Consider the following 15,464-nt stretch of genomic DNA (forward strand, 5'->3'; position numbering starts at 1 on the left):
ATTGACGCTCAAGGGCAAACAACGCTTATGCTCGGGGCCGGCTGTCCGCCCGCTCCCTCAGGAGTCCGTGTTGCTGAAGCCCCTGCACCTGCTCACGCTGAAGGCCGTCGTCCACAGCGGATCGTTCGCGATCGCGGCCCGCGATCTCGGCTACACCGCATCCGCGATCTCCCAGCAGATCTCCGCCCTGGAGAAGGAGACCGGACTGGTCCTGTTCGAGCGGGAGGCTCATGGGATCCGTCCGACGGCCGCGGCCCAGCGCCTGGTCGACCTCGGCGATCGTGTGCTGGCCGCCCTGGACGACCTGGATCACCAGGTTCAGGAGCTGGCCACCGGTGTCACCGGCCGATTGAGGCTGGGCAGCTTTCCCACGGCCGGCGTCAGGCTCGTACCGTCCGCCCTGTCGGCGTTCGTCGAGAACCATCCCCGTGCCCAGATCCAGCTGGAGGAGGGCGAGCCCGAGGAACTGGTCGCCGCGCTCGGCGACGGGGACCTGGACGTCGCCCTGGTGTACGAGTACGGGCTCAGCCCCCACTCCTGGCCCGATGGACTGACCCACCATCGGCTGGTGAAGGAGGACCTCGTGCTGCTCCGCGCCCGGGACAGCGGCCTGAGCGCGCATCTCCCCCACCTCTCCCGGGCCCGCTGGATCACCAGCCGAGAGGGCACCGCCGGTGCCCGGTCCGTCGTCCGGCTGTGCGCGGCGGCCGGGTTCGAGGCCGCGGTCGCGTTCCGCAGCAACAACTACGACGTCGTACGGGAGTTGGTGTCCGCGGGACTCGGGGTGGCGGTGGTACCGGCGCTCGGCCACGCGCCGAGCGACACCATTGAGGCCACCCGGCTCGCCCAGCGCTCGGCACACCGCACCGTGATGGCCCTGCACCGCAGCGAGAACAGCAATCCACTGCTGTCCACCATGCTGGACTCGCTGCGGCGGGCCGTGCCGGCGGACGAGCCGTTTCTGCACCTGGCCGAGCCGACGTGACCCTGCGTCTACCGCGCGGGAAGGTGGGCTACCGCGCGGGTCGCTCGCTCCCTGTCAGGCAACGGCAGCACGACAGGCCACCGTCGTGGCGGGGGTCACCACTGGCCTGAAACCATCACGCACGATGCCGGTCGGCAGAAGGGACCCGAGCGCGACACCTTGCGTCCCTGAGGGCAAGCAAAGCTGATGCGGGCATGGACCTTTCGCGGTCTCGCGGTTTTCCACTTCTCCGAACCAGGCCTGGGAAGTCCTGAGTTCACTCAGGCCGGTTCTACGGACGCGGGGAGATCGAGCGTTCCGTGGTCGACGATTCGGGCGTGACCTCTTCGCGAAAACGACAATCCCCCCTCTGAAGTGCAGTGATGGCGAGCGCGTAGTGCTGCTTCGACGAGCCTTGAAGCGTGCAAGAACGCGCCCGCGGGGTCGCAGAAGACGTTCGGCACAGCGTGGGGCGCGTGGGTTTGCCCGAGAAGGGGGTCGGGTTGAGCATGGAGTCACCTGACCGGCCCAAAGGGCCGCCGCTCGTGGCGGCGGCCCCCTGCTCGCAACAGGAGGCCGCCGGGCAGTTTGGGCGCAGAGGCGGTCAGCCGCCATGGGCCATGGCAGGGAATCCGGAACTCTCGAAGTCCGGTGTTCTGCCGTGCCGTTGCGCCAGAGCCTCGGACAGAAGGACTTCAATGGTGCAGTCCACTCTTTCCCTCGTCTCGGCCATCCTGGGAGTCCTTGGACCAGCTGTGGCCTTGGTCGTCGAACTTCGGCGGACCCGTTCCGAGCGTCGGGGCAGCTCTCACCGTCCTGACGTCGCTCCTGCGGACCAAGACGGCCGGCGGGACGACGCCGGCGAGGCCGAGAGGTAATCCAACGGACTGTGCAGCATCCTCGCCCCGCCCGTGCGCGATTCGTCCGCCACTTCCCGGTCGTCGGAAGAGATCACCAGCGTCTGTTCCGGCTGTTCGGCCAGGTGGAATGCGGTGTAGGCGAAATCGACCACCCCGCGTCCCGGGCGCTGCGGCCATCAGGCACGCGCTTCCGGGCTGCCCGCGGTCAGCTCGTCGGCCGCCTGGTTGTGGCTGAGCACGTCGTAGTTGCCGCCGATGACGTACGCCGGGTGCGGCTGGAGCAAGAGCGGGACGGCCGCCACCTCGGCAGCGAGCGGCTCGCGTTCTTCGGCTTCGGCCGCGGGCGGGTGACCGGTTCGAGGCGTACTTCGGGGCCGGACCTCAATACACGAGCCAAGCCGGAGAACACGAGCTAAGCCGGGGTATCGCGCCGGGTCTCGGCCACCGCCCGCAGGACGTCGACCAAGGCCGCCACCGTGGGCCGGCGCTCGGCGGAGGAGCGGAACATCACGACGATGTGCCGCTCGATCGTCTCGCGCAGCCTCACCACGTCGAAGCGCGAGGCACGCAGTCTGAGCATCAGATCCGTCACCGTGCTCACGCCGATACCGGCCTCGACCAGCGCCAGGGTGGCCGCGGTGTCCGTCACCTCGTGCCGCACATCCGGCTCGATGCCCGCCCGTCGGCAGGCGGTGCGCACGGCGCGGCCGTAGTAGCTGTCGGCCGACGGCATGATCCACCCCAGTTCCCGGGTGTCGGCCAGGGCGACCTCTTCGCGGCCGTCCATCGACCCGGTGGGCACCGCGAGGGAGAACCTCTCCCGGTAGAGCTGCGTCACCCGCAGGGCCGGATCGCGGCGGATGGGCACGTCGGGGTAGTCCAGGCCGAGTGCCAGGTCCACACCGCCGGAGGCCACGGCGTCGTACACCTCGTCCACGTCCATGTCGCGGCTGTGCACGGCCAGCCCGGGATGGGCCTCGTGCACGCGCCGCAGTGCCAGCGGCAGGATCTCCGCGGCGGCCGTGGCGAACAGGCCGACCCGCAGCACCCCGGAGACCTCGCCCCGGCTGCGCTCCAGCGCCTCGACAGCCTCGGCCTCCGTGGACAGGATCCGCTCGGCGTGACGGGCCAGCGTCCTGCCGGCGTCGGTCAGCTCCACCCGTCGCCCCACCCGCCGCAACAGCTCCATGCCCGTGGCCTTCTCCAGAGCGGCGATCTGCTGGGAGACACCGCCGGGGGTGTATCCCAGGGCCTGGGCCACCGCTGTGATGGTTCCGCGCCGGGTCAGCTCCACCAGGGAGCGCAGCTGAGAACTCGTCCAGTCCATATAGAGAATCTAATGGATCAGAAGCACCAACTGTTCATAGACGTCAACGGTCGGGTTGCGTCACCATGACGGACAGCTAGCTGATCAGCGTCTCTCCCCTCTCCGACGGACGAACTCACTGACGGCCCAAGCCACGCCCCGGACGAATACCCCTTCGGCTCGGGCGTCGGCCTCTGGAAGGGATCGGCATGTTGTCCTCCTCATCCACCGCGCCCGCCGCATCCACCGAATCTGCCGCATCCACCGAATCCGCCGCATCCACGTACCGCACCGTTCCACCGACAGCCGATGTCGTGATCATCGGCGGTGGCGTCATGGGTACGAGCATCGCCTTCCACCTGGCCGAGGCCGGGGTGACCGATGTCGTCGTGGTCGAGCGCGGCGACCTCGGGTGCGGCAGTTCGGGGAAACCGATCGGCGGAGTACGGGCCCAGTTCTCCGACCCGCTCAACATCGAGCTGGGCAGCCGCAGCCTGCGGGCCTTCGAGAACTTCCCCCGCCGCCCCGGTGCGGACATCCGCCTGGACAGCGTCGGCTACCTGTTCCTGCTCACCAGCGACCGGCAGGCCGCGGACTTCGAGATCAGTGTCCGGATCCAGAACGGCCTGGACGTCCCCACCCGCATGATCAGCCCCCAAGAGGCCCACCGGTTGTGTCCGTACGTCAGCACCGACGGCCTCGTGGCCGCCGCCTACTCCCCCACCGACGGCCACGCCCGCCCCGGCCTGGTCGTCCAGGGGTACGCCGACGCGGCGGCCAGGGCAGGGGTCAGGTTCGCCACGCACACCGCGGTGACCGGCATCGACACCACCGGCGACCGCGTCACCACCGTGCACACCGACCGCGGCCCGATCTCCTGCTCCACCGTCGTCTGCGCGGCGGGCGCCTGGTCGGGGCGGATCGGCGACATGGCCGGCATCAGCCTGCCGGTGCGACCGGTGCGCCGCCAACTCGCCTTCACCGAGCCCCTGGCGCCCCCGGTACCTCGTATCCCCTTCACCATCGACTTCTCGTCGTCGGCCTATTTCCACAACAGCGACGACGGGCTGCTGTTCGGCCTGGCCGACCCCGACCAGCCGGACGGCTTCGACACCACATGGACGCCGGAGTGGCTCGGCCTCTTCCGGGACGTCGTCCGGCACCGCGCCCCCGCGCTGGCCGACATGAAGACCTCCGGCGGCTGGGCCGGCCTGTACGAGGTCACCCCGGACCACAACGCGCTGATCGGACGCTCCGGCGAGCTGCCCAACTTCCTTTACGCCACCGGCTTCTCCGGCCACGGTTTCCTGCAGGCCCCGGCCGTCGGCGAGATCGTGCGCGACCTGCACCTGGACCGCACACCGTGCGTCGACATCTCCCCCTTCAGCGCCGACCGCTTCCAGGTCGGGGCCGAGATCCGCCCGGAGGCCCATGTGGTGTGAACTCCTGTGACCGCCAGCCCGATTGACCGCCCGTTGGAAAGGCAGACCCGTCGATGATCAGCCAGTGGCAGCTGCGCGCCGCCTTCGCCGCGCGGCTCTCGGACATGTACGGGCGGGAAGTCCCCGCCTACACCACGCTCGTGGACGTCTCGCGCGAGGTCAACGAGGATGTGCTGCGCGCACAGGGCGCCAACGCGGAACGGCTCGGCTCCATCAGCCGCGTGACCGCGGAACGGCACGGCGCCATCCGCGTCGGCACCCCCGCCGAACTGAGCCAGGTCGCCCGCGTCTTCGGTGCCCTGGGCATGCACCCGGTCGGCTTCTACGACCTGCGGGAAGCCGCCGCCAGCGCGATCCCCGTCGTGTCGACCGCGTTCCGTCCCGTCGACGGCGAGGAACTGGCCCGCAACCCCTTCCGTGTCTTCACCTCCATGCTCACCCCGGCGGACCCGCGGTTCTTCGACGCCGATCTCCGCTCCCGCCTGGAAGCGTTCCTCGCCGCCCGCGAACTGTTCCCGCCGGAGCTGCTCGCCCTGGCCGACCGGGCCGTGGCGGAACGGGAACTGCCGGACGCCGAGGCCGAGCGCTTCCTCCAACTCACCGTCGGTGCCTTCGAGTTGTCGACCGAACCGATCGACAAGGTCTGGTACGAGACCCTGGAGAAGATCTCCGCCGTCGCCGCGGACATCGGCGGCGTACGCAGCACCCACATCAACCACCTCACCCCGCGGGTCCTGGACATCGACGAGCTCTACCGGCGCATGACCGAGCGCGGTATCGAGATGATCGACGCCATCCAGGGACCTCCCCAGTGGAAGGGCCCCGATCTGCTGCTGCGCCAGACGTCCTTCCGGGCACTGGCCGAGCCCCGCGCCCAGCGCACCGAGGACGGCAGCGTGATCAGCGGTGCTCTGCGCGTACGATTCGGCGAGGTCGAGGCCCGCGGCATCGCGGTCACCCGCGAGGGCCGGGCGCTCTACGACCACCTGCTCGGTCTCGTCGACCAGCAGGCGGCACTCCATCCGGGTGCGGACCGGGCCGACCGGGCCGAACTCGCGCGCACGCTGTGGGCCGAGCACGTCCCCGGCACGGAGCGGGAACTCGCCGCCCAGGGTCTGGGGTACTTCACCTATCGCGTCGTGCCCGACCGGCCGCGGGACGGCAGCCGCCCGCCCACCGGCATCGACGACTTGGTGGAGCAGGGCTGGGTACGGGCCGAGCCCATCGTCTACGAGGACTTCCTGCCCCGTTCCGCGGCCGGCATCTTCCAGTCCAACCTCAGCGGTGAGGGATCCCGGGACAACGCCCAGGAAGGCGCCGCCTACGACAGCGAATGGCTCTCCGGCGCCATCGACCGCGAAGTCCTCGACCCCTTCGCCCTGTACGAACGGCAGCAGAACCAGTCTCTCGCCCAAGTCGCCCAGGAGCTGCGGCTCGACGGCACGCCGGGCTGACCCGCGGGTCCGGCCTCCTCACCCCTCACCACCGTCACCACCTTCTAGGGAGCATCATGACCAGCACCCCCCTGCCCACCACCGACGACCTGCGCGCCCGTGCCCGCGCGAGTCTGGAGCGCATCGGCGTGACCGTCCCGGAAGGCGCCGACTTCCAGGCCCGTACGCCCATCACCGGCGAGGATCTCTTCGGCCTGACCGCCGCGACCGCCGCCGATGCCGAGGAAGCCGTGGCCGCGGCCCGCGAGGCGTTCCTCACCTGGCGCACCACCCCGGCCCCGCGTCGCGGCGAACTCGTGCGCCGCCTCGGCGAGTTGCTGCGCGACCACAAGAGCGACCTGGCCGACCTCATCACCATCGAGGCGGGCAAGATCCGCTCGGAGGCGCTCGGCGAGGTCCAGGAGATGATCGACATCTGTGACTTCGCGGTCGGTCTGTCCCGCCAGCTCTACGGCCGCACCATCGCCTCCGAGCGACCGGGCCACCGCCTCGCCGAGACCTGGCACCCGCTGGGTGTCGTCGGCGTCATCTCCGCGTTCAACTTCCCCGCCGCAGTGTGGTCGTGGAACACCGCCGTCGCCCTGGCCTGCGGCGACACGGTGGTCTGGAAGCCCTCCGAGCTGACCCCGCTGATCTCCCTGGCCTCCGACCGACTGCTGGCCCAGGCCGCCGAAGAGGTCGGCGCCCCACGCGACGTACACCGTCTCCTGCTCGGCGACCGCACCCTCGGCGAGAAGCTCGTGGACGATCCGCGGGTCGCACTCGTGAGCGCCACCGGCTCCACCCGCATGGGCCGCGAGGTCGGCCCCCGGGTCGCGGCCCGCTTCGGGCGCAGCCTGCTGGAGCTCGGCGGCAACAACGCCGCCGTCGTCGCCCCGTCCGCCGACCTCGACCTCGCCGTCCAGGGCATCGTCTTCGCCGCCGCCGGCACCGCGGGACAGCGCTGCACGACCCTGCGCCGCCTGATCGTCCACCGCGACATCGCGGACACGCTCGTCGCGCGCCTGACGGCCGCGTACGCCAAACTCCCCATCGGCAGCCCGTTCGACGAGACCACCCTCGTCGGACCGCTCATCACCACCGCCGCCCTCGACGGCATGCGGGACGCCGTCGCCCGCGCTCAGGCGCAGGGCGGAAAGGTCCTGGCGGGCGGGAACCGGCGCCTGGCCGACACGGCACCCCGGGCCGCCTACGCCGAGCCGGTCATCGTCCGCGTCGACGAACAGACCGACGTCGTCCGCGAGGAGACCTTCGCCCCGATTCTCTACGTGCTGACCTACGACACGTTCGAGGAGGCCATCGCCCTGCACAACGACGTCCCCCAGGGCCTGTCCTCCAGCATCTTCACCCGCGACCAGCAGGAGGCCGAGCGCTTCCTCTCCGTCGAGGGCTCCGACTGCGGCATCGCCAACGTCAACATCGGTACCTCCGGCGCGGAGATCGGCGGAGCGTTCGGCGGCGAGAAGGAGACCGGCGGCGGCCGGGAGTCCGGCTCCGACGCCTGGCGCGCCTACATGCGCCCGGCCACCAACACCATCAACTACTCCAGCGAACTCGCCCTGGCCCAGAACGTCAGCTTCCTCTAGTTCCTCTGGTCCTCTGGGGGTCCTCTGGGTCCTCTGGGTCCTCTGGGTTCCTCCAGAGGTGTCCGACGCATCCGCGCGGGCAGGCGACCCGCGCGGATGCGTCATGCCCGCTCGCCTGACGCGTGCCGCTCAGGGAGCAGTCGCCGGCCGTGACGTGACGGACGCCGGCAGGTCCGGCTGTGGCGGACGCTCCGGTGCCCTGCGCAGGCTGAGCACCATGGTGAGGCCGCCACCCGGAGTGTCCTCGGCGTTGAGGGTTCCACCCATGGCCTCGGCGAACCCGCGGGCGACCGCGAGACCGAGGCCGACGCCGGCGCCGCGGGGGGCGTCGCCGTAGCGCTGGAAGGGCGCGAACATCCGTTCCCTCGCCTCCTCGGGGACACCGGGGCCACGGTCGACCACCCGGACCTCCACCCGGTCGGCGATGGCGCTTGCCGACACCAGTACCGGCGTACCCGCGGGGCTGTACTTGACCGCGTTCTCCACGATGTTCGCCACCGAGCGCTCCAGCAGTCCCTTGTCCACCGCGACCATCGGCAGGGTCTCGGGAATGTCCAGCCCCACGCTGTCCTCCGGCAGGCCGACGAGCGCCATCGGCACCACCTCGTCCAGGTCGACCTCCCTGATCAGTGGGGCCACGGTGCCGGTCTGCAGCCGCGACATGTCCAGCAGGTTGCCCACCAGGTGGTCGAGGCGGTCGGCGCCCTCCTCGATCGCGGCCAGGAGTTCGGCCTGGTCCTCCTCGGACCACTCGACGTCGTCCGAGCGCAGGGACGACACCGACGCCTTGATGCCGGCGAGAGGGGTGCGCAGGTCGTGGCTGACCGCGGCGAGCAGGGCGGTGCGGATGCGGTTGCCCTCGGCCAGTTCCTTGGCCTGCTGAGCTTCCTGCTTCAGACGCTGGCGGTCCAGGACGACGGCGGCCTGGGCGGCGAACGCGGCCAGCACCCGGCGGTTCTCGGCGGGCAGCACCCGGCCGGAGAGCGCGAGCGCCATGTGGTCCCCCACCGGCACGTCGACGTCCGCGGTGTCAGGGGACTGGCAGGGCCGCGGGCCCACACTGCCCGCGCAGGTCCACGGTGCCACGTCGCTCTCCCGCTCCAGCAGGGCGACCGACTCCATGGCGAAGGTCTCGCGGACCCGTTCCAGCAGCTCCTCCAGGCCGGTCTCGCCGCGCAGCACGTTGCCCGCCAGGAAGGACAGGATCTCCGACTCGGCGCGCAGCCGGGCCGCCTGATGGGTGCGGCGGGCGGCCAGGTCCACCACGGACGCCACCGACACCGCCACGGCGACGAAGACCACGAGGGCGACGATGTTCCTGGCATCGGCGATCATGAGCCGGTGCAGGGGCGGGGTGAAGTAGTAGTTCAGCAGCAGAGAGCCGAAGGCGGCCGAGGCCAGCGCCGGGTAGAGGCCCCCGAGCAGGGCCGCCGCCACCGTCAGGGTCAGGAACAGGAGCATGTCGTTCGCGAGGCCGAGGTCGGCGTTGACGCCGGTCAGGAGCAGGGCCAGGATCACCGGGCCGACCAGGCCCACCAGCCAGCCGGCGATGATCCGCGAACGGCCGAGCCGGGCGCCCCGCGCCACCGGCAGCCCACGCCCCTTGCCCGCCTCGTCATGGGTGATCAGGTGGACGTCCAGGTCGGGCCCGGAGTCGCGGGCCACCGTCGCACCGACGCCCGGCCCGAAAACGTACTGCCAGCCCTTGCGCCGTGAGACGCCGAGCACGATCTGCGTGGCGTTGGCGCCGCGCGCGAAGTCGAGGAGCGCCACCGGAATGTCGTCGCCGACCACATGGTGGAAGGTGCCGCCAAGGTCCTCCGCCAGCGTGCGCTGCAGGGCCAGTTCCTTCGGGGAGGCGGAGGTCAGGCCGTCGCTGCCGGCGACATAGACCGCCATCACCTCACCGCCCGCGCCCTTCTCCGCCAGCCGCGCGGCCCGGCGGATCAGCGTCCGGCCCTCCGGGCCGCCGGTGAGCCCCACGACAATGCGCTCGCGCGAGCCCCAGATCTTCGACACCTGGTGCTCGCTGCGGTACTCGGTCAGGTACGCGTCGACCCGGTCGGCCACCCACAGCAGCGCCAACTCCCGCAGGGCCGTGAGGTTGCCGGGGCGGAAGTAGTTCGACAGGGCCGCGTCGACCTTGTCGGGCTGGTAGATGTTGCCGTGCGCCATGCGGCGGCGCAGTGCCTGTGGCGACATGTCGACCAGGTCGACCTGGTCGGCTCGGCGCACGATCTCGTCGGGAACCGTCTCGCGCTGCCGTACGCCGGTGATCGACTCGACCACGTCACCCAAGGACTCCAGGTGCTGGATGTTGACCGTGGAGATCACATCGATCCCGGCGGCAAGCAGTTCCTCGACGTCCTGCCAGCGCTTGGTGTTGCGGGAGCCGGGGACATTGGTGTGGGCCAGCTCGTCCACCAGGGCCACCCGTGGCTGCCGGGCCAGCACGGCATCCACGTCCATCTCCGTGAAGACGCTGCCCCGGTACTCCAGCTCCTTGCGCGCGATCTCTTCCAGTCCGTGCAGCATCACCTCGGTGCGCGGCCGGTCGTGGTGTTCCACGAAGCCGACCACGCAGTCCGTGCCCCGCTCGATACGGCGGTGGGCCTCGGACAGCATGGCGTAGGTCTTGCCGACGCCCGGTGCCGCACCGAGGTAGATCCGAAGCGTGCCGCGTGCCATGTTCTCGTCTCTTCGGTCTGGAGGGGTCCGTCTGGAGGAGTCCGTCGGGAAGGATCCGTCTGGAGGGGGTCGTCCCGAGGGATCCGCCTGGAGGGGTCCGTCTCCAGTTTGCGTCGCGGCGGGGCCGTCGTCGGCGTGACCTCCGCGACAGCCCCCCGTCAGCTCTTCGCCACGAGTTCCTTCAGCGCGATGTTGAGTTCCAGGACGTTCACCCGGGGCTCGCCCATGAAGCCGAGGGTGCGGCCCTCGCTGTGCTCGCCGACCAGCTTCACCACCTGGGCGACGGACAGACCGTTCTTCTCCGCGACCCGGTGCACCTGGAGGTCGGCGTACTCCGGGGAGATGTCCGGGTCCAGGCCGGAGCCGGAGGACGTCACCGCGTCGGCGGGGACGTCGGACGGCTCGACCGTGTAGCCGGCCACCGAGTTGTCCTTGATGACCGCGGCTTTGGCGTCCTTGACCCATTTGATCAGCTCTTCGTTGTCGCCGGAGCGGTTGGTGGCGCCGGAGACGAGGAGCTTGTACCGGGTGTTGACGCTGTTGGCGCCCAGGCCGTTCTGCGGACGTCCCTGGAACCACTTCAGGTCGGGCTCCGGGGTCTCCTCGCCCCTCTTCAGCGGCAGGTTGTACGACTGCCCGATCAGGGAGGAGCCGACCACCGTGCCGTCCGCCCTGATCTCCGAGCCGTTGGCCTCGTCGTTGAAGAGCGCCTGGGCGACGCCGGTGACGACCAGCGGGTAGACGACCCCGGTGACCAGGGTCAGTACGAGCAGGGCCCGCAGGCCCGCGCCGAGCAGCCGGGCAGTCTTCACAAGGGAGTTGTTCATGTCCTTCACCCGACCCCGGGGATCAGAGAGATGAGTACGTCGATGATCTTGATGCCGATGAAGGGGGCGACCAGCCCGCCCAGGCCGTAGATCCCGAGATTGCGGCGGAGCATCCTGTCCGCGCTGACCGGGCGGTACCGCACGCCACGCAGGGCGAGGGGCACCAGCGCGATGATGATCAACGCGTTGAAGACGACCGCCGAGAGGATCGCGGAGTCGGGCGAGGACAGCCGCATGATGTTCAGCCTGTCCAGGCCCGGGTAGACCGCCGCGAACAGCGCGGGGATGATCGCGAAGTACTTCGCCACGTCGTTGGCGATGGAGAAGGTCGTGAGCGCGCCCCGGGTGATGAGGAGCTGCTTGCCGATCTCGACGATCTCGATGAGCTTGGTCGGGTTGGAGTCGAGGTCGACCATGTTCCCGGCCTCTTTGGCCGCCGAGGTGCCGGTGTTCATCGCCACGCCGACGTCCGCCTGGGCCAGTGCCGGGGCGTCGTTCGTGCCGTCGCCGGTCATCGCGACCAGTTTGCCGCCCGCCTGCTCGCGCTTGATCAGCGCCATCTTGTCCTCGGGGGTGGCCTCCGCGAGGAAGTCGTCGACGCCCGCCTCCTCGGCGATCGCCTTCGCGGTCAGCGGGTTGTCACCCGTGATCATGACGGTCTTGATGCCCATGCGGCGCAGCTCCTCGAAGCGCTCCCGCATGCCCTCCTTGACGACGTCCTTGAGGTGGATCACGCCCAGCACCCGGGCACCGTCGGGGTCTTCGACGGCCACGAGCAGCGGCGTACCGCCCGCTTCGGAGATGCGGCCCGCGATCGTGTCCGCGTCGTCGGCGATCTCGCCCCCCTGCTCGCGCACCCAGGCGATGACCGAACCGGCCGCCCCCTTGCGGACCCTGCGTCCTTCCACATCCACCCCCGACATCCGGGTCTGGGCCGTGAACGCGATCCACTCGGCTCCCGCGAGCTCGCCCTGGTGCCGCTCGCGCAGCCCGTAATTCTCCTTAGCCAGTACGACGACGGAGCGGCCCTCGGGCGTCTCGTCGGCCAGCGAGGAGAGCTGGGCCGCGTCCGCGACCTCGGCGGCCGTGACGCCCCCGACCGGTACGAACTCGGCGGCCTGCCGGTTGCCCAGCGTGATGGTGCCGGTCTTGTCGAGCAGCAGCGTCGACACGTCGCCGGCCGCCTCGACGGCCCGGCCGGACATGGCGAGCACATTGCGCTGCACGAGGCGGTCCATGCCCGCGATTCCGATCGCGGACAGCAGCGCGCCGATGGTGGTGGGGATCAGGCAGACCAGCAGGGCCACCAGCACGACCAGGGTCAGATGCGTGCCCGCGTAGTCCGCGAACGGCGGCAGCGTGGCGACGGCCAGCAGGAAGACGATGGTGAGAGACGCGAGCAGGATGTTGAGCGCGATCTCGTTGGGGGTCTTCTGCCGTGCGGCTCCCTCGACCAGGTTGATCATGCGGTCGATGAAGGTCTCACCCGGCTTGGTCGTGATCTTGATGACGATCCGGTCGGACAGCACCTTCGTACCGCCGGTGACGGCCGACCGGTCACCGCCCGACTCGCGGATGACGGGTGCCGATTCACCGGTGATCGCCGATTCGTCGACGGAGGCGACGCCCTCCACGACGTCACCGTCGCCGGGAATGATGTCTCCCGCCTCGCACACGACCAGATCGCCGATCTTCAGCCCGGTACCCGGCACCCGCTCCTCGGTCGTACCGTCCTCGGCCAGACGGCGGGCGACGGTGTCGGTCTTGGCCCTGCGCAGGGTGTCGGCCTGCGCCTTGCCGCGGCCCTCTGCGACCGCCTCGGCGAGGTTGGCGAAGATCACGGTGAGCCAGAGCCAGGCGCTGATCGCCCAGCCGAACCAGTCGCCCGGATCCTTGAACGAGAAGAGCGTCGTCAGCACCGAGCCGACGAGCACGACGAACATCACGGGCGACTTGACCATCACCCGCGGGTCGAGCTTGCGGAACGCGTCCGGCAGCGACTTCACCAACTGCCTCGGATCGAACAGACCCGCGCCGACACGCCCTTCGTCCTCGCGGCCGGTCGGCACGTCCTGGTGCGGCGCCCGGGTCGGAGTGGCTGTGGACATGGACATGGAGTCCTCTTGCTTCTCTGTACGAGTCGTCATGCCGCCAGCCCCTCGGCGAGCGGGCCCAGCGCGAGGGCCGGGAAGTAGGTCAGACCGGTGATGATCAGGATCGCGCCCACCAACAGGCCGGTGAACAACGGCTTCTCGGTGCGCAGCGTCCCGGCCGTGGCCGGGACCGGTGTCTGCTCGGCGAGCGAACCCGCGAGCGCCAGCACGAACACCATCGGAAGGAAGCGGCCGAGCAGCATCGCGATGCCGAGGGTGGTGTTGAACCACTGGGTGTCCGCGTTCAGCCCGGCGAAGGCCGAGCCGTTGTTGTTGGCCGCCGAGGTGTAGGCGTACAGGATCTCGCCGAACCCGTGCGCACCGGAGTTCGTCATCGAGTTCGCCGGGGTCGGCAGCGCCATCGCGAACGCGGTGAAGACGAGCACCAGGGCGGGTGTGATGAGGATGTAGCAGGCGGCCAGCTTGATCTCGCGGGTGCCGATCTTCTTGCCCAGGTACTCGGGCGTACGGCCGACCATCAGACCGGCGATGAACACCGCGATGACCGCCATGATCAGCATGCCGTACAGACCGGAGCCGGTACCGCCGGGCGCGATCTCGCCCAGCATCATGCCGAGCATCGTGATCCCGCCGCCCAGACCGGTGAAGGAGGAGTGGAAGGAGTCCACCGCTCCGGTCGAGGTCAGCGTGGTCGACACCGCGAAGATCGACGACGAGCCGACACCGAACCGCGTCTCCTTGCCCTCCATCGCCCCGCCCGCGATGTCGAAGGCCGGGCCGTGGTGGGCGAACTCGGTCCACATCATCAGGGCGACGAAGCCGACCCAGATCGTGGCCATCGTCGCCAGGATCGCGTACCCCTGCCTGACCGAGCCCACCATGACGCCGAAGGTGCGGGTCAGGGAGAACGGGATGACCAGCAGCAGGAAGATCTCGAAGAGATTGGTGAACGGCGTCGGGTTCTCGAAGGGGTGGGCGCTGTTGGCGTTGAAGTAACCGCCGCCGTTGGTGCCCAGCTCCTTGATGGCCTCCTGCGAGGCGACCGCACCGCCGTTCCACTGCTGCGAGCCGCCCATGCTGTGCCCATTGAAGAATTGCCCGACCTCGTGGATGCCGGAGAAGTTCTGGATGACCCCGCAGGCGACCAGGACGATGGCGGCGATCGCCGCGCCCGGCAGCAGAACGCGGATCACGCCGCGCACCATGTCGGACCAGAAGTTGCCCAGCTCACCGGTGCGCAGAGGGGTCCCCGCTGCTCCAGCGGAGCCGAGAGCCCGGGAGACGGCGAAGCCGCGTACGAGCGCGACCGCGACGGCGATCCCCACGGCCGCGGAGACGAAGTTCTGCACGGCCAGCCCGGCGGTCTGCACGACGTGGCCCATGGCCTGCTCGCCGTAGTACGACTGCCAGTTGGTGTTGGACACGAACGACGCGGCGGTGTTGAACGCCTGGTCCGGGTCGATCGAGACGAAGGCCGGTGAGCCGGGCAGCGAGCCCTGGATCCGCTGCAGCAGGTAGAGGAAGAGGACCCCGGCGGCCGAGAACGCGAGGACTCCGCGCAGATAGGCGGGCCAGCGCATCTCGGTGTCCGGGTCGGCACCGATGCCCCGGTAGATCCACTTCTCCACTCGCCAGTGCTTGTCGGAGGAGTAGACCCGGGCCATGTAGTCGCCCAGGGGCCGGTGGGCGAGGGCCAGCGCCGCGATCAGCGCGAGCAACTGGAGCACGCCCGCAACAACAGGACTCATGTCGCGGCTCAGAACCTCTCCGGGAAAACCAGGGCGAGGATGAGATAGCCCAGCAGGGCGACGGCCACGACCAGGCCGACGACGGTCTCGACGGTCACAGCTTCGTCACCCCCTTGGCGACGAAAGCCACCAGCGCGAACACCGCGACCGTGGTGATGACGAGGGCCAGGTCGGCCATCGCGAGCTCCTGGGTGAGGTTCGGAAATCCGTAAGAGGATCGGACGAGTAGAGGAAAACGCCTCTCAGGCCGGATCCGACGGCCGTTGACGACTCCCTTACGGGGGCTCCGGCACCTTTGACGCGTCTCTTACGGCCGTCCGGGATCCGCATCCTTGGTCCGCATCCTTGGTGCGGACCGCCGTAGCGCCCGGGTCGGGTGCTGACACTGTGTATCCGCCCCTGCCGCGCCGGTCACCCTGCCCTCGCCCTCGCGTACAGGTCGGTCCGCGCCGGTTTCGTCCTGGACCTCCGGATT

The 15,464-nt window shown here is 69.9% G+C and carries 11 protein-coding genes; 4 read left to right on the forward strand and 7 right to left on the reverse strand.

Features of this window, described 5'->3' with window-relative positions; all coding sequences use genetic code 11:
• Window positions 1-67: 67 nt before the first annotated feature.
• Window positions 68-985: a LysR family transcriptional regulator gene (locus FE633_RS07925; RefSeq protein WP_246113491.1), complete on the forward strand. Its 918-nt coding sequence runs from the start codon at window positions 68-70 to the stop codon at window positions 983-985.
• Between the two features lie 1,015 nt (window positions 986-2,000).
• Here the strand turns inward: FE633_RS07925 and FE633_RS49705 are convergent.
• Both FE633_RS49705 and FE633_RS07935 read right to left on the reverse strand, forming a co-directional pair.
• Window positions 2,001-2,126: a hypothetical protein gene (locus FE633_RS49705; protein WP_425473158.1), complete on the reverse strand. Its 126-nt coding sequence runs from the start codon at window positions 2,124-2,126 to the stop codon at window positions 2,001-2,003.
• Between the two features lie 110 nt (window positions 2,127-2,236).
• The gene (locus FE633_RS07935) at window positions 2,237-3,151 is read right to left on the reverse strand and encodes a LysR family transcriptional regulator (RefSeq protein ID WP_138044381.1); all 915 of its coding nucleotides are present in this window, start codon (window positions 3,149-3,151) and stop codon (window positions 2,237-2,239) included.
• 314 nt (window positions 3,152-3,465) lie between these two features.
• Here FE633_RS07935 and FE633_RS07940 point away from each other — a divergent pair, with 314 nt between their 5' ends.
• The 3 genes from FE633_RS07940 to amaB are packed head-to-tail and all read left to right on the forward strand — an operon-like array spanning window position 3,466 to window position 7,612.
• The gene (locus FE633_RS07940; RefSeq protein WP_246113505.1) at window positions 3,466-4,572 is read left to right on the forward strand and encodes an NAD(P)/FAD-dependent oxidoreductase; all 1,107 of its coding nucleotides are present in this window, start codon (window positions 3,466-3,468) and stop codon (window positions 4,570-4,572) included.
• Between the two features lie 53 nt (window positions 4,573-4,625).
• Window positions 4,626-6,026: a 2-oxoadipate dioxygenase/decarboxylase gene (gene hglS / locus FE633_RS07945; protein ID WP_138044383.1), complete on the forward strand. Its 1,401-nt coding sequence runs from the start codon at window positions 4,626-4,628 to the stop codon at window positions 6,024-6,026.
• A 56-nt stretch (window positions 6,027-6,082) separates the two neighbouring features.
• Window positions 6,083-7,612, forward strand: coding sequence for an L-piperidine-6-carboxylate dehydrogenase (amaB, locus tag FE633_RS07950; RefSeq protein WP_138044384.1), 1,530 nt, complete (start codon window positions 6,083-6,085; stop codon window positions 7,610-7,612).
• A gap of 129 nt (window positions 7,613-7,741) precedes the next feature.
• Here the strand turns inward: amaB and FE633_RS07955 are convergent, their stop codons facing one another.
• The 5 genes from FE633_RS07955 to kdpF form a co-directional block, all read right to left on the reverse strand.
• The gene (locus FE633_RS07955) at window positions 7,742-10,300 is read right to left on the reverse strand and encodes a sensor histidine kinase (protein WP_138044385.1); all 2,559 of its coding nucleotides are present in this window, start codon (window positions 10,298-10,300) and stop codon (window positions 7,742-7,744) included.
• Between the two features lie 158 nt (window positions 10,301-10,458).
• A complete protein-coding gene (locus tag FE633_RS07960) occupies window positions 10,459-11,127 on the reverse strand; it encodes a potassium-transporting ATPase subunit C (RefSeq protein ID WP_138044386.1) in 669 nt (222 codons plus the stop codon).
• 5 nt (window positions 11,128-11,132) lie between these two features.
• Window positions 11,133-13,274, reverse strand: a complete 2,142-nt coding sequence (kdpB, locus tag FE633_RS07965) for a potassium-transporting ATPase subunit KdpB (protein ID WP_171059853.1) — start codon at window positions 13,272-13,274, stop codon at window positions 11,133-11,135.
• Window positions 13,271-14,989 (reverse strand): potassium-transporting ATPase subunit KdpA, encoded by a 1,719-nt coding sequence (kdpA, locus tag FE633_RS07970; RefSeq protein ID WP_138044387.1) that lies wholly within the window; start codon window positions 14,987-14,989, stop codon window positions 13,271-13,273. The genes kdpB and kdpA overlap by 4 nt, the downstream gene beginning before the upstream one ends.
• 8 nt (window positions 14,990-14,997) lie before the next feature.
• Window positions 14,998-15,087 carry a K(+)-transporting ATPase subunit F gene (kdpF, locus tag FE633_RS07975; protein ID WP_138044388.1) on the reverse strand — a complete coding sequence of 30 codons (90 nt, stop codon included), beginning with the start codon at window positions 15,085-15,087 and terminating at the stop codon, window positions 14,998-15,000.
• Window positions 15,088-15,464 lie beyond the last annotated feature (377 nt).

Source organism: Streptomyces montanus (genome assembly GCF_005786655.1).
GTDB lineage: Bacteria > Actinomycetota > Actinomycetes > Streptomycetales > Streptomycetaceae > Streptomyces > Streptomyces sporangiiformans.